Annotated in this window: 16 protein-coding genes; 8 read left to right on the forward strand and 8 right to left on the reverse strand. The window is 63.2% G+C overall.

The window, feature by feature from the left end; translation table 11 throughout:
• Window positions 1–32: 32 nt before the first annotated feature.
• Both M1E12_RS14485 and M1E12_RS14490 read right to left on the reverse strand, forming a co-directional pair.
• Entirely contained in the window at window positions 33–2447 is a 2415-nt protein-coding gene (locus tag M1E12_RS14485; protein WP_479562282.1) for a YbcC family protein, read from the reverse strand.
• 4 nt (window positions 2448–2451) lie between these two features.
• Complete coding sequence (locus tag M1E12_RS14490) at window positions 2452–4026, reverse strand: proton-conducting transporter transmembrane domain-containing protein (protein ID WP_479564891.1); 1575 nt, start codon at window positions 4024–4026, stop codon at window positions 2452–2454.
• A gap of 133 nt (window positions 4027–4159) precedes the next feature.
• On the opposite strand from M1E12_RS14490, the gene M1E12_RS14495 reads away from it, so the two are divergent.
• The 5 genes from M1E12_RS14495 (at window position 4160) to M1E12_RS14515 (ending at window position 7458) form a co-directional block, all read left to right on the forward strand.
• Window positions 4160–5056 carry a LysR family transcriptional regulator gene (locus M1E12_RS14495; RefSeq protein WP_479562283.1) on the forward strand — a complete coding sequence of 299 codons (897 nt, stop codon included), beginning with the start codon at window positions 4160–4162 and terminating at the stop codon, window positions 5054–5056.
• Between the two features lie 45 nt (window positions 5057–5101).
• Entirely contained in the window at window positions 5102–6091 is a 990-nt protein-coding gene (locus M1E12_RS14500) for an NAD(P)/FAD-dependent oxidoreductase (protein ID WP_479562284.1), read from the forward strand.
• A 1-nt stretch (window position 6092) separates the two neighbouring features.
• Window positions 6093–6524: a DUF3429 domain-containing protein gene (locus M1E12_RS14505; RefSeq protein WP_479562285.1), complete on the forward strand. Its 432-nt coding sequence runs from the start codon at window positions 6093–6095 to the stop codon at window positions 6522–6524.
• Window positions 6525–6631: 107 nt separating this feature from the next.
• Window positions 6632–7267, forward strand: coding sequence for a sigma-70 family RNA polymerase sigma factor (locus M1E12_RS14510; protein ID WP_479562286.1), 636 nt, complete (start codon window positions 6632–6634; stop codon window positions 7265–7267).
• The gene (locus M1E12_RS14515; protein WP_479562287.1) at window positions 7264–7458 is read left to right on the forward strand and encodes a zf-HC2 domain-containing protein; all 195 of its coding nucleotides are present in this window, start codon (window positions 7264–7266) and stop codon (window positions 7456–7458) included. The genes M1E12_RS14510 and M1E12_RS14515 overlap by 4 nt, the downstream gene beginning before the upstream one ends.
• On the opposite strand, the gene M1E12_RS14520 is transcribed toward M1E12_RS14515, so the two are convergent.
• From M1E12_RS14520 to pcaD, 5 genes are read right to left on the reverse strand one after another with little or no spacing between them, the layout of a single operon-like run.
• Complete coding sequence (locus M1E12_RS14520) at window positions 7459–8508, reverse strand: 3-carboxy-cis,cis-muconate cycloisomerase (RefSeq protein WP_479562288.1); 1050 nt, start codon at window positions 8506–8508, stop codon at window positions 7459–7461.
• A gap of 19 nt (window positions 8509–8527) precedes the next feature.
• Complete coding sequence (gene pcaG / locus M1E12_RS14525) at window positions 8528–9142, reverse strand: protocatechuate 3,4-dioxygenase subunit alpha (RefSeq protein WP_479562289.1); 615 nt, start codon at window positions 9140–9142, stop codon at window positions 8528–8530.
• On the reverse strand, window positions 9142–9891 hold the full coding sequence (pcaH, locus tag M1E12_RS14530) for a protocatechuate 3,4-dioxygenase subunit beta (RefSeq protein ID WP_113461867.1): 750 nt from the start codon (window positions 9889–9891) through the stop codon (window positions 9142–9144). Before pcaH ends, pcaG begins: the two co-directional genes overlap by 1 nt.
• On the reverse strand, window positions 9884–10303 hold the full coding sequence (pcaC, locus tag M1E12_RS14535) for a 4-carboxymuconolactone decarboxylase (protein ID WP_479562290.1): 420 nt from the start codon (window positions 10301–10303) through the stop codon (window positions 9884–9886). Before pcaC ends, pcaH begins: the two co-directional genes overlap by 8 nt.
• Window positions 10296–11105 carry a 3-oxoadipate enol-lactonase gene (gene pcaD, locus M1E12_RS14540; protein ID WP_479562291.1) on the reverse strand — a complete coding sequence of 270 codons (810 nt, stop codon included), beginning with the start codon at window positions 11103–11105 and terminating at the stop codon, window positions 10296–10298. The genes pcaC and pcaD overlap by 8 nt, the downstream gene beginning before the upstream one ends.
• A 94-nt stretch (window positions 11106–11199) precedes the next feature.
• Between pcaD and pcaQ the strand changes: the two genes are divergently transcribed.
• Window positions 11200–12123, forward strand: a complete 924-nt coding sequence (pcaQ, locus tag M1E12_RS14545) for a pca operon transcription factor PcaQ (protein ID WP_479562292.1) — start codon at window positions 11200–11202, stop codon at window positions 12121–12123.
• A 3-nt stretch (window positions 12124–12126) separates the two neighbouring features.
• Here pcaQ and M1E12_RS14550 read toward each other — a convergent pair whose 3' ends face one another.
• A complete protein-coding gene (locus tag M1E12_RS14550; RefSeq protein WP_479562293.1) occupies window positions 12127–12888 on the reverse strand; it encodes an IclR family transcriptional regulator in 762 nt (253 codons plus the stop codon).
• Between the two features lie 132 nt (window positions 12889–13020).
• Between M1E12_RS14550 and M1E12_RS14555 the strand changes: the two genes are divergently transcribed.
• Both M1E12_RS14555 and M1E12_RS14560 read left to right on the forward strand, forming a co-directional pair.
• On the forward strand, window positions 13021–13728 hold the full coding sequence (locus tag M1E12_RS14555; RefSeq protein WP_136537941.1) for a 3-oxoacid CoA-transferase subunit A: 708 nt from the start codon (window positions 13021–13023) through the stop codon (window positions 13726–13728).
• Window positions 13725–14426 (forward strand): 3-oxoacid CoA-transferase subunit B, encoded by a 702-nt coding sequence (locus M1E12_RS14560; protein WP_479562294.1) that lies wholly within the window; start codon window positions 13725–13727, stop codon window positions 14424–14426. Before M1E12_RS14555 ends, M1E12_RS14560 begins: the two co-directional genes overlap by 4 nt.
• The last annotated feature ends 8 nt before the right edge of the window (window positions 14427–14434 follow it).

Genomic DNA, 14434 nt, shown 5'->3' on the forward strand with positions numbered 1-14434 from the left:
CGACGGTGAAGCCGAAGGTCCTGTCGCAAAGCTCAGCTCGCGGCCTTCCGCTCTGCATCCGATGCAGCACCCGCACGGATATCCGTCCAGCCGAGATTGCCGGCATAGCGCCAGGCCATCTGCCCCTGCTCGTCGAGCGTGAAGAGATGCAGCCAGCCATTGTCGAAGAGGGCCCGCACCTGGGCATGCCGCTTCAGGATGTCTGATATCGCCTCCTTCGGAGCCTCGACGGCAACGGTCAGGCGCAGCGGCTCGTGGACGAAATTCTCCCCGTCATGCACCGACTGCCAGGGAAGCCCGGCGCGCATATTGCCGCCATTGCCCTCCACGACACCGATGCCACCGACGATATTGTGCAAGAGCTTGTTGCCTGCACCGAAGAGCGAGGGCGCAACGCAGGAGCCGAAATACTGCAGGCTGATCCAGCTCGCCACGACGACGGGAGCCGTCAGGATGAGTTCGAGGATCTTGAAGCCCTCATCCTTCTTCCAGACATAGTCGTGCAGGAAGGCCTGACCTTCCAGCGACCGGCCGGCAGTCCGCGAGCGCGGTGCCGCGATAAAGGCGCGGCAACCTGCAAGCCCAAGTTCTGGGCGAACTTCCGACCAGTCCTTGCTGCGCTCGATGACACGGCCAGCCGTCGCCCGCGGTAGGCGTCGTGCCCGCTCGGCCCGCGTCAGGCTGCCAGCCTGGGCAAGCCACTGGCGGATCCGAACGATGTCCTGAGGCAGAATGTCGTTCTCGAGGTCGTCCTCGAACAGCGTTACGGTATCGGTGGTCGTATCGTGCAAGCCGCCGACGAAGACGGTGTCGGCCGGGATGGTGATCCCGTTCACCGCCAGCTTTTCCCGCACGGCGCGATCGTTCAAGAGATCGGCCAGCAGCCGCGCATTGACGTCACCGGCATACCCGCCGCACGCGCCGCAGTGAAGCGCACTGGCATAGGGATTGTTGACCACATTCGCCCCGTGACCGGCGATCAGCACGAAGCGGCCGAACCCTTCGGTCAGCGACATGGCCTTGAGCACCGTTTCCGCGACCACGGCGCGGGTCTCTAGATCGAGGCTCGGACTGAACCGCGGCTTGGCGGCGTCCGGTCCCTTGCTCTTGTGGAAGCCGAGACCATCCCGCAGCAGCTTGCCGGCATAGACAGGTCCCATCGCCTCGACGAAGGCGAAAGACGAGACGGCAGCCAGCTTGAAACGCCCCCAGGCGCGGGTGGCACGCGCGCTGAACCGAGCCTGCTGATCGGCGTCCTGATCATGATCAACAGCGCTGCAGCTAAAGACGGAGGGCTTCAGGAGAACCGGCAGACGATGCTCCGCAACGTCGGAGGCAAAGCCCTTGTGGCTGGCACCGAGACCGAAGAAGCCGGCAAAGCCGAGCGTGCGGACAGCAGGATCAACGCTTTCGAGCGCGCGCCGGAAGACTTCCGACCGCACATCAATGCAAAAAGCCGCCTGCAGCACCGGCCGCAATTCGGCGACCTTGATCGTCGAGGGTGCCGCGAGCTTTGCAGCGAGCTTGCGTTGTGTTGCCCGCTCCGCCGCCATCTGCAGCAGCCCGTCGATGGTGGTGTCGAAATCAGGACTGACCGGCTCGGCATGAACACGCCGCACCTGCTGCCACTCGCTCTCGATCGCCGTCTTGTGCTGGGCGTAAAGCGCCTCTTCGAAGACAAGCCGGATCGCCAGCAACTCGAGCGCCGTCGTATCCGTGCGGCCTTCGATCTCCGCCTTGAACTGGATGTGCCGCGCATACTGGGCCCAGCCGCCGACGGTCAGCAGAACCTGATGGAAATAGGTGCCGGGTTCAGCGCCAAGACCAAGCGAAACGGCTGCCCGCTCGATCGCCCCATGCGGGGTCTCCGGCGTTTCGTCGACATGGATGCTGAAGCCCTTCAGCCCCAGGATTTCCGGCGTCAGGTCATGGGTGGCAAAGGCGCGCCAGGCGGCATAGAGACCGTTGCGCCGGGATGCGGCCCAGAGTGCCTGCCCCTGGTCGAAGAAGCCGGCCGCAAACGTCCCGATCCGCTCGGACACGAGCCCCGGCCAGTCCTTGCCCGTGGCCCGTGCGGCAAGCTCCGCAACGGTCGGGAGCGCGGCAACCGCCTGTGGCTCTTCGGCAAGGGCAGCCTTCAGGGCCGGCAGATCGATCTGGTTGAACAGCGTGCTCGACTGAAGTGCGGCGACCAGATCCTCATCCGTGATCTCGCCCTTGGCGATCAGGTCGGCATAGTGCTTGCGCGGCAGAGCCAGCCGGACGCCACCGATCCGGGCCAGCCGGGCTGCGGTATGATCCAGTGTCTCGCTGATCTGGCCGAGGAAGGGATTGACGGCAACGGTCGCCGTCAGCGGCCAGGCCGGCGGGATCGCCCGCACAGCCTGATCTGCCGCCCGGGCAAGCGCTTCGCCATGCAGGGTGTCCACTGTGGTCATCTCGGTCATCGGTTCACTCCTTGACGGAAGCAGGCGTTGCGGAGGTGGTGCGCGGAAGCGTCCAGCCACCCAGCAGGCGATCGAAGAGGGCATTCACATAGAGGCCGTTGGCGAGATGGACGCGCAGGCCCGCAGCCGCCGGATGATAGGCCCAGAGCGGGAAGAGCGACTGGGCGACGGCGACCACGCCGAAGGTGACGACGGCAAGCAGCATCAGCGTCCATTCCAATGGCCCTGGCTGCGGGGTGGCCGGCAGCGTGCCAAGCATCAGCTTGTCGGAGACGCGCTGCAGGGCGAAATAGGCTGTGGCCGCCGAGATCGCGTAGAGCGAGGTCCGCCATGTGAGCGCCCGGGGAGCCGCATCCGCCAAGCCTTGCGCAATGAGATAGGCGACGCCGAAGATCAGGATCGCACCCAGCGCCAGCGCCTGTGGCGGCTTGTCGGCAAAGCCGAAGAGCACACCGATAACGGCATAGATGGCGAGCGCCAGGAGGAAGGCGCGTCCCACCGCCTTGGCGTTGGGTATCGCGACCGGGCCTGGCCGCCGGATCGAGGCGACCGTTTCGATCGCCGAGCCAGAGGCGAGGAAGGCATGCGCCTTGTAGAGCGAGTGGGCGACGATGTGCAGAAGCGCGATCGGGAAGAGTGCCAGACCACATTGCAGGATCATGAAGCCCATCTGCGCGACCGTCGACCAGGCAAGCGAGGTCTTCACCGCCGACTGGGTGAGCATCACCAGACTGCCGAAGAGCGCCGTGAAGCCGCCGACCATGACCAGCACCGCAAGCACCACCGGCGCCTGCAACATGACATCGGCAAAGCGGATCAGGAGGAAGCCGCCGGCATTGACGACGCCCGCATGCAGGAGAGCCGAGACCGGGGTCGGCGTCTCCATGACTTCGGTGAGCCAGCCATGGGTCGGGAACTGGGCGGACTTCAGCAGTGCGGCGACAGCAAGCAGTGCGGCGGCCGTGATGGTCAGCGGCAGGCCCTCGCCTTCCCGTGCGGCGGCAAGGATGGTGGCGATGTCGCCGGTGCCGAAGGAAATGGCGAGCAGGATAACCGCGCCGATCAGGGCGGCATCACCGGTGCGCGAGACGATGAACTTCTTGCGCGCAGCTCGCTGGGCAGCGATCCGCTCGGGATAGAAGAGTAGAAGCTGATGCAGGAGAAGACTGGTTGCGACCCAGCCGATGACAAGCTGCAGCAGCGTACCCGACTGGACGAGCAGCAGGACGGCGGCCAGTGTCGCCGTCATCCAGCCGGTGAACGGGCCCTGCCGTGCTTCCCCGTCGAGGAAGGTGCCCGCATAGCGCAGCACCACCCAGCCGATGAAGGAGACGAGCAGCAGCATCACCAGGCTGACCAGATCGAGCCGCGAGGCAAGCGCGAAGTAGCTGTAGCCGATCGCCGGGCTCGTCCCTGGACCTTGGAGATAAAGGACCACACCGGACAGGATCGCGACGACGATCGATCCGAGCGCGGCGAATTCAGCAACGCGGATGGCGAGACGCGGGCGGAGCCCCGGCGCCTTGAATGCATAATAGGACGCACCGGCCAGCAGCAGCGGTGCAAGAAGCGGCAGCATATGGATCACTAGATGTCTCCGGGCTGGGCCACTGCTTGGGAGGAGGCAGCGGCTATCTCACGGACCTGTTATCAGCGGCGCGATCACAAGAAAAATTCATTGTTTCTCTATATTCGTTCTATAATATAGAACCATGGCTGAGCTGAACTATCACCACCTCCGTTATTTTCGCGCCGTCGCCCATGACGGCAATCTCACGCGCACGGCGGAGCGGCTTAACCTGTCGCAATCCGCTCTCTCGATCCAGATCAAGCAGTTGGAAGAGCGGTTGGGACATTCACTCTTCGAGCGGCGGGGCCGCCAGCTCTATCTGACGGAAGCGGGCCGCATCGCGCTCGACCACGCCGACACCATCTTCTCGGCCGGCGAGGAACTGGTTGAGACGCTGAAGGAAACCGGCAGAACCCGCCGTGCGATCCGCATCGGCGCGCTGGCCACCCTTTCACGCAACTTCCAGATGGAGTTCCTCCGCCCGATCTTGGGACGCTCGGACGTCGACATGATCCTGCGCTCGGGCAGCACCAGCGAGTTGTTGGGTGCGCTCGAAGCTCTGAACCTCGACATCGTCCTGCTCAACCAGGCGCCGATGGCCGATTCCGTCACGCCCTTCATTGCACAGCATGTCTATCAGCAGCGCGTCAGCCTGATCGGCAAACCATCCTACGGCAAGCCCGGCGCGAAACTCGCCGACCTGCTGGGCGAGCATCCCGTCATCCTGCCGACGCTCGAAAGCGGCGTGCGCTCGCAGTTCGAAGCGCTCGTAGCGCGCCTCGGAATAACCCCACAGATCGCAGCCGAAGTGGACGACATGGCGATGATGCGTCTTCTCGCCCGCGAAGGAGCGGGCCTTGCCGTTCTGCCGCCGATCGTCGTCAAAGGCGAGATTGAGGCTGGGGCGCTGGTCGAGTTCGATGCGCTCCCCGGCATGATCGAATCCTTCTACGCTGTCACAGTGAAGCGGCGCTTCCCAAACCCGCTGATCCGGCCATTGCTGGAAGCGAGCGAGGACGGCAAAACCGCCGGCGCCTGAGCAACGTAACGCTTTGACGTATCAGGCATTCGAGAAGGGCATCGCGTGAAGACATCCATCGCCATCATCGGGGCCGGTATTGCTGGCATCACGCTCGCCCGCAATCTCTCCGCGCACGCCGATGTCACCGTGTTTGAAAAGAGCCGCGGCCTCGGCGGCCGCATGGCAAACCGCCGCCGCGAGGGCTTCTCATTCGATCATGGCGCCCAGTATTTCACCGCGCGCTCGCCGGCATTCAAGGCGACCGCGGAAAGCGCCGCAGCAGACGGTCATGCCGGCATCTGGCCGAAGGCAGTGCACACGCTGAAGGCAGACGGCCTTGTGAGCGACACGCGCCCGCCGGAGCCGCGCTATGTCGGCACTCCCGCCATGAGCGCGTTTGCCCATGGATTGGCTGAAGGGCTCCACATCCGCAAGGAAGCCACCGTGGCGGAGATTGTCTCTGCCGACGCAGGCTGGGCGCTCGGCGACAACGACGGCAACGATCTTGGCCGCTTCGACCTCGTCATCTCCACCGCCCCCGCTCCGCAGACCGGCCGGCTGATGCCAGAGACTTTCAGCGGTCATGCCGCCCTCAAGGCTGCCGAAATGAGCGGCTGCTTCACCCTGATGATCGGCTTGCAGGCGCCACTCGACCTCGGCTTCGAGGCTGCCCGCATCGAGGATGACGTCCTGAGCTGGATCGCCGTTGAAACGAGCAAACCGGGGCGGCCTGCAAAAACTGCGCTCACCATCCACAGCCGCAATGACTGGGCCGAGGCCAATCTGGAGCGCGACCGTGATGCCGTGAAAACCGAGATGCTCCAATCTCTCGACCGTCTCCTCGGCAGGGATTTCTCGACTGCTCCATGGCTCGATCTGCACCGCTGGCGTTATGCCAATGTCGAGAAACCCATCGGCCAGCCCTATCTGTTTGACGCAAGCCTTGGCCTCGGCGCCTGCGGTGACTGGTGTCTCGGCAACCGGGTCGAGGCGGCGGTAGAGAGCGCTCAGGCGCTGTCGCAACTGCTGACCCAACGCCTGCTAGGAGCTTGATATGTACCGCGATCCGACGCTCACCAAACTCCTGACCTATTCCGGCGCCTTGCCCTTCTGGGCGCTCGGCCTCGCCCAGGTGCTCGGTTATCAACCCGCCCTCGCTGCTCAGGCCTTCATCGCCTATGGCACCGGGATCGCCTGCTTCATGGCGGGTACATTGTGGAGCCAGGCACAGATCCGCGCCCAGGATCCGAGGATCATGCTGATCGGAAGCAATGTCGCCGCACTGGTGGCAATCGGCGGACTTCTTGTCTTCCCGCTCGCGCCTCTCATCACGATGGCGCTGCACGTGACGGTCTTTCTCGGCCTGTTGGCTGCCGACCTCAACATTCACCGCAGAGGTGACCAGCCCGCCTGGTATCTGGCGCTTCGGCGCAACGTCACCCTGTTGGTGATTGCAGCCTATGCGGTGGTCATGATCCTGACATGAGATTTTTTTGTTCCATGCTGTAAGATCGGGATCGCAACGCGCGACAAAGATAAGCGTGCTGTGTGACGCACGGGATCTTGGCTGGCGCGGACGATGTCCGGGGGATCATGATGAGGAATGTGGGTGAGCACGAATTGAACGGTGGGACGAGTGCGGCGGCACCGTTTCTCGCCGATGCGGTCTATATGGCGGAACTGCGCGAGCGCATGCTGAAATTCGCAAGCCTTCAGCTGGCCGATCCGGGCCTGGCCGAAGATGCGGTGCAGGAAGCGCTCGCGGGTGCGCTGCGAAACGCCAAGGCCTTTGCCGGTCGCTCTGCCTTTCGCACCTGGGTCTTCGCCATCCTGCGCAACAAGATCGCCGATCAGATCCGCTTCAAGCGCCGACAGTCGCAGATGATTGCCATGCCGCTCGGCCATTTTCCGGATGAGGACGAACCCCGTTATTTCGACGCCAAGGGGCATTGGGCGCCGGAAAACCGACCAAGCGACTGGGGCAATCCGGAGATCGAGCTCCTGGGCAAGGACTTCTGGCGCGTCTTCGAAGCTTGCCTCGACCATCTGCCACCGGATCAGGGCCGTGTCTTCATGATGCGGGAATTCGTCGAGATGGAGACATCAGAGATCTGTGCGGAGGTCGGCATCACCACCACCAATCTGCATGTCCTCATGCATCGTGCCCGGCTGCGGCTGCGCAACTGCCTGGAAGGCCACTGGTTCGCGCCGAAGGAGAGCCTGTCATGATGTGTGAAAACGCCACGAAACTGGCTTCCGATGAGCTGGACCGGCGCCTTTCCATCCGTGAGACCGTCGGCCTCCGGCTGCATCTGATGAAGTGCGGTGCCTGCTCGGGCTTTGCAAAACAAATCGGGATCCTGCGCAAGGCGACCCGTCGCTATGTCGCGACAGACGCGTCGGATCCGGGCGAGCGCTGATCAGCGATCACCCATCTCCTCGACCGATTGGAGAAGATCGATGGCCAATCGTGTCGAAGCCCCCGCGGCGATCGCCATCTGCGGCAGGATCATCCATTCGAGCGTCCACGCAGCGCCCGATCGCTCCTGCTCATGCACCAGCGCCTGATGCAGGCCTGAGATCTGCACGGCATTGAACCGCGCTAGCGTGACGAGGACCTCGGCCTTCACGGGATTGCGCTTGTGCGGCATGGCGGAAGATGCACCGCCGCCACCGATGGTCGCCGTACCATTGTCCGCCATCAGCGCGAGATCCTGACCGATCTTGCCCAGGCTGCCGGTGACCTGGGAGAACAAGCCGCCGATCTCGGCGATCACCGCGCGCTGGCTGTGCCACTGCGGCCGGTCCGACAGCTTCAGGATGTCCGACAGTCGCGCGCGAACCGCGACAGCCTTGTCGCCGAGCTTCTCCAGCGTACCGGCGGCACCGCCGAACTGCAGCGGCAGACCGGCCAAAAGCATCTCCTGAACAGCCGACTGATGGCCGACAAGCGGCGTCTTCCAGCTCGACAACCGATCGGCAACGCGGATCGGGATCGCCGCTTGCATGCGGGTACGGCCCATCAGCGACTTGCCACCAAACCGCCCGTTCAGACCGTCAAGTGCTGCGACGACGGCGCCGAGGCGCTGATCTAGGATCGATAGCACTGTCGTCAGCCGGAGCATCAGGCCCGTATCGATGGCGTCCTGGCTGGTGGCACCGAAGTGGAGATCCTTGCCCGCCTCTCCCAGTGCCGCCCGCCATTGCCGCACGAGCTCCGGAATGACCACGCCATCACGCCCAATCGACTGCTTGAGCGCATCGATATCCGCCGTGAACGTCTCCTGCAACGCCGCGATTGTGGCAGATGCAGCGCCAGAGATCAGCCCTTCTGCGGCTTCCGCTTCGGCCAGTGCCACCTCGAAACGCAGCATGGCGGAGAGTTCGGCAAGGGCCGCAAACTGCGCGCCGATTTCCTCGTCGCCGAGCGGGCCGGAGAGGATCGGATGGTCGAAGACGGATGCGGTCATGCTGTGATCGAGGCCCTTCTCAGATATCGAAGAAGACCGTCTCCTTCTCACCCTGCAGGTGGATGTCGAAGTGATAGGTCGAACCGTCACGCTGCGCAATCAGCGTCGGCACACGCACGCGATGCTCGATGCGCGCAAGGATTGGATCCTCGGCATTGGCTGCTTCTTCATCGGCGAAATAAAGACGCGTGTTGAGACCGAGATTGATGCCGCGCGCGACGATCCAGAAGGAGATATGCGGCGCCATCAACTGGCCATCGCGAAACGGCACCCGCCCCGGCTTGATCGTCTCGAACCGGTATTCGCCGGTCGAAAGGTCACACGGGCAGCGTCCCCAGCCGGTGAAGTTCGGATCGGCGCTGCCGCGCGTCTCCGATGGGCTGTTGTAAAGCCCTTCGGCATCCGCCTGCCAGATCTCGATCAGCGCATCTTTCAGCGGCGTCCCGGAGCCATCGATGACGCGACCGGTCACTGTGATGCGCTCGCCACGCGTCTTGTCATTGACCATGGTCGTCCCAAGATCGACCGGATAGACGCCCTCGATGTCGGCGAAGTTCGGCGTGAGGCCGATATGCACGTAAGGGCCGGCCGTCTGCGAGGCGCTTTCCTTGAGGTAGCCGAGATCCTGGACCATCAGTTGCCCTCCATGCGATTTTCAAACAATGTCGAACGGCGCCCGCGCAGGACGATGTCGAACTTGTAGGCGCGCGCATCCATCGGAATGGTGGCCGACCAATCGAGCGCGGCGACGAGCTGCTCGATTGCCGCTCGGTCCGGGATCGTCAGCACGATCGGACATTTCCAGATCATCGGATCGCCCTCGAAATACATCTGGGTGATCAAGCGCTGCGAGAAGCCATGGCCGAAGATCGAGAAGTGAATGTGCGCCGGCCGCCAGTCGTTGACGCCGTTCGGCCAGGGATACGGCCCCGGCTTGATGGTGCGGAAGGCGTAATAACCGTTCTCGTCGGTGATCGTGCGCCCGCAGCCACCGAAATTCGGGTCGAGGGGTGCGAGGTAGCTTTCTTTCTTGTGGCGATAGCGCCCGCCGGCATTGGCCTGCCAGAACTCGATGAGTGCGCCGGGCACAGGCCGCCCGCGCTCGTCGAGCACCCGGCCATGCACGATGATCCGCTCGCCGATCGCGCTCTCGCCAGGCTTGGCGAAATTGTGGATCAGGTCGTTGTCTAGCTCACCCAGCATCGAGTGACCGAAGACCGGGCCCGTGATTTCGGACTTGGTACCATCGAGCGAAAGCAGCGCCTTCTGTGGCGAGCGCAGAACGGAGGTCTTATAGGTCGGCGTATAGGCTGGCGGATGCCAGTTGCGGTCGCGCGGGAAGAAGGCGCCCGTCTCCGGCTTCTTGTTCGACAGGTCAGTCATGGCTCCCTCCCCCGGTCTCGCCGGCATCCATCTTATCAAACACGTGCTTGGCGATCTTGAAAGCCCTGTTGGCGGCGGGAACCCCGGCGTAAACAGCAACATGCATCAAGGCTTCCGTGACATCCTCACGGCTGGCGCCGGTATTGGCCGTCGCCCGCACATGCATGGCGACTTCCTCGTCGTGACCGAGTGCTGCAAGAAGCGCGATCGTGATCATCGAGCGCTCGCGAGGGCTGATACCGGGGCGCGACCAAACCGTACCCCATGCCCCCTCTGTGATCATCTCCTGGAAGGGCTGATCAAACGGCGTCGCAGAGGTGGACGCACGATCGACATGCGCATCGCCGAGCACACGTCGGCGTGTTGCCATACCCTGTCGGTATCGATCGGATGGACTGCGGGCATCAGCCATGGGCTGCCTCTCCTGAGATGACGGGCGCGAGAAAGGCCTCGATGATTGTGGTAAGCATTTCCGGCTGCTCCACGCAGGGAATATGGCCGGCATCCTTGATGACCTCGTAGCGGGCGCGCGGGATGAGCTTCGCCAGCGAAAGAACAAGTTCAGGTGGCGTCGCTCCATCCTGATCGCCGACGACGCAGAGCGTTGGAACGGCAACATCACCGGCGGCAGCGGTGTAGTCGGCATCGCGGATCGCAGCACAGGTGCCGGTGTAACCCTCGACTGGTTGCCGCAGCATCATGTTGCGATAGCCTGGAAAGGAGGGATCGCTTTCGCGGAAGGCAGGGGTGAACCAGCGCTCCATCACACCATCGACGATCCCATGGAGACCGCTCTCATCGATGGCGGCGATGCGGGCGGCCCACATGTCTGCCGTGCCGATCTTGTGCGCCGTATCGCAGAGGATCAGCGCTTTCACCAGATCGGGGCGGCGGACATAAAGCCCCTGGGCGATCAGCCCGCCGACGGAGAGCCCGCAGACAACGGCATCGCTCACCTTCAGATGCTCGAGCAACCCGATCAGATCATCGACATGGTCTTCGATCGAGTACGGGGCCTGGCCGACATCCGAAAGACCATGGCCACGCTTGTCATAGGTGAGCAGCGGGTAGCTGCCGGCGAGCCGCACGATCACGTCGCGCCAGATGCGGAAGTCCGTTCCCAGCGAATTGATGAAGACGATGACGGGCTTGCTGCCCGGCCCACCAATGATCTGGTGGTGCAGGCTGACGCCGTTGACCTGAACGAACTGCACGGGATCCTCCTCCGTTGCCTCCATATTGCTCATGCGATTTGGTTAGGTAAAATGATGTTTTCCACGAAACACCTAACCGCAGGGTTATGCTTTCATGATCGACAACCGGGTGAAGTTTCGCCACCTGCAGACCTTCGTCGAAGTTTCGCGCCAGAAAAGCGTCATGAAAGCGGCGGAGCTCCTGCATGTCAGCCAGCCTGCAGTGACCAAGACGATCCGTGAACTGGAGGAGGTTTTGGGCGTCGCCGTCTTCGAAAAGGACGGCCGCGGCATCCGCATCACCCGCTACGGTGAAGCCTTTCTCAAACATGCAGGCGCCGCCCTGACCGCGCTCCGCCAGGGTTTCGATTCCGTGTCCCACGCCCTGCATGCCGACGCCCCGCCCATCCGCGTCGGCGCCCTGCCGACAGTCTCGACCCGCATTATTCCGCAGGCGATGACGCTGTTTCTGAAAGAGGACGTGCCGGCCCGCATCAAGATCGTCACGGGCGAAAACGCCGTCCTGCTCGAACAGCTTCGGGTCGGCGATCTCGATCTCGTGGTCGGGCGTCTCGCAGCCCCCGAGCAGATGACTGGCTTTTCCTTCGAGCACCTGTATTCCGAACAGGTTGTCTTCTGCGTCCGCGCCAGCCACCCGCTTCTGTCAGCGGGGTCGGATCTGTTTGGTGAACTCGAACGCTACCCTGTATTGATGCCGACACGGGCTTCGATCATCCGGCCTTTCGTGGAACGTTTCCTGATCGCCAACGGCATTTCTGGCCTGCCAACGCAGATCGAGACGGTCTCCGACAGTTTCGGCCGCGCCTTCGTGCGCCAGACAGATGCAATCTGGATTATTTCCACCGGTGTCGTCGCGACCGATATCGCGGATGGGACGCTGGCGGCACTTCCAATCGACACCAGCGAGACTAAGGGACCGGTCGGTTTGACGGTCCGGGCGGACGCCATTCCCTCCATGCCGCTCGCCCTTCTGATGCGCACCATCCGCGAGGCAGCAGCAGAAGCGGCTAAGGCCTGATGCTCACGGCAGCAGCGGCCTGAGCCTCGCCTGCATCTCCAGCATCGCCGGCAAACACTGGGAAGGCAGATCGGCGGCAGGCAGGATGGCAGCCGGCGCACCGACATTGATGGCAGCCACCACCCGGCCCCGATCGTTGCGGACGGGAATGGCAATCGAACAGAGACCGATCTCCAGTTCCTGGTCGATCACGGCGTAACCCTGCTGCCGAACCTTGGCGATTTCCTCTTTCAGCGAACGAGGATCGGTGATGGTACGCGGCGTATTGGGCTTCAGCTGGGAGGCCTGAAGGATGGCATCCACCTCGGCATCCGGAAGCGCCGCCAACAGCACTCGCCCCATCGAGGCGCTGTACGCCGGCAATCGCGACCCAGGCATCAGGTTGATCGACATGACCCTCTTCTGGGCGGCACGGGCGATGTAGACGATTTCGGTATTATCGAGGATCGAAGCCGAGGCGCTATGGCCGACGCGTTCCGACAGTTCATCGAGATGCGGCTGCAGCAGAACTGGTAGTGGTGTTGCCGACAGCCAGGCATGGCCGATCCGCAGGATCTTCGGCGTCAGCGAGAAGAACTTCCCGTCATAGTCGGCATAACCGAGCTCTGCGAGCGTCAGCAGACAGCGCCGGGCGGTTGCTCGATCCAGTCCGCTGAGGTCAGAGGCATCCGTGATGCTGAGCCGCTGACGATCGGGCCCGAAGGCTTCGAGCACCTGCAGACCCTTGGCAAAACCACCCATCAGGTCCCGCTCTCCGACCGCCATGCAGCACCTCGTGTTGTGCGATTATCGAACAAATATCAATTATCGCACAAACCGCTTGCTGTCGATGGTGGAGCGGACCTATTTGTTGGTGAGGACGCGGCATGTCCGCAGCCAGAGGAAACGGGAGTTCCCATGGACAAGACAATTGCAAGCCTGGCGGATGCGGTGGCCGAGATCGGCGATGGCGCAACCGTCATGATCGGCGGTTTTGGCGGCTCCGGCGCGCCGATCGAACTCATTCACGCCCTGATCGACAAGGGCCCGAAGAACCTGACGGTCATCAACAACAATGCCGGCAACGGCCGCATTGGCATTGCCGCGATGATCGACGCCGGTCTCGTGAAGAAGATGATCTGCTCCTTCCCGCGCTCCTCCGACCCTCGAGCCTTCACCGATCGCTATTTGGCTGGCGAGATCGAGCTGGAACTCGTGCCGCAGGGCACGCTGGCCGAGCGCATCCGCGCCGGCGGCGCCGGCATTCCCGCCTTCTACACCCCGACCGGGTTTGGCACGGAACTGGCAGAAGGCAAGGTGATCGCCGAGTTCGATGGCCGCAAATACGTCCAGGAGCGCTGGCTGAAGGCCGACTTCGCCATCGTCAAGGCGCATCTCGGCGATACCATGGGCAACCTGACCTACCGGATGGCCGGCCGCAACTTCAATCCGCTGATGTGCATGGCCGCCGCCAAGACCATCGCCCAGGTTTCCAAGATCGTGAAACCTGGCGAGATCGATCCCGAGCAGGTGATCACCCCCGGCATCTTTGTCGATGGCGTCGTTGAAGTCGCCAACCCGCAACAGGAAGAAGAGCTCATCCGAGCCGGAGTGGCCTACGCATGACCGACGCACCAGCCATCGACACCCGCGAGGACATCAAGCTCTCCAACGCCCAGATCGCCTGGCGCGCCGCTCAGGACATCGCCGACGGTGCCTATGTCAACCTCGGCATCGGCTTTCCGGAAATGGTCGCCAAGTTCCAGCCCGAGGGACGTCAGGCCATCTTCCACACCGAGAACGGCGTCTTGAATTTCGGCGAGGCACCGCCTGCCGGCGAAGAAGACTGGGACCTGATCAATGCCGGCAAGAAGGCGATCACCCTGAAGCCGGGCTCCGCCTTCTTCCACCATGCCGACAGCTTTGCCATGGTCCGTGGTGGCCATCTCGATGTCGCGATCCTCGGCGCCTATCAGGTGGCCGAAAACGGCGACCTCGCCAACTGGCGCGTCGGCTCCAAGGGCGTTCCCGCCGTCGGCGGCGCCATGGATCTCGTGCATGGCGCAAAGCAGGTCGTGGTCATCACCGAACACGTCACCAAGGACGGCAAGCCGAAGCTCGTCGAGCGCTGCACGTTTCCGCTCACCGGCGTCGGCTGCATCACCCGCGTCTATACCAGCCATGCCGTGATCGACATTGTCGATGGCAGGTTCGTCGTGCGCGAGAAGCTCACCGCCATGACCATGGACGAGCTACAGGCCATGACCGGGGCCAAGCTGCACACCGACGGCCCGGTTGCCGACCTCGTCGTGCCCGCGCTGTAAGGAGTACA

It is taken from the genome of Rhizobium sp. K33, from assembly GCF_056501445.1.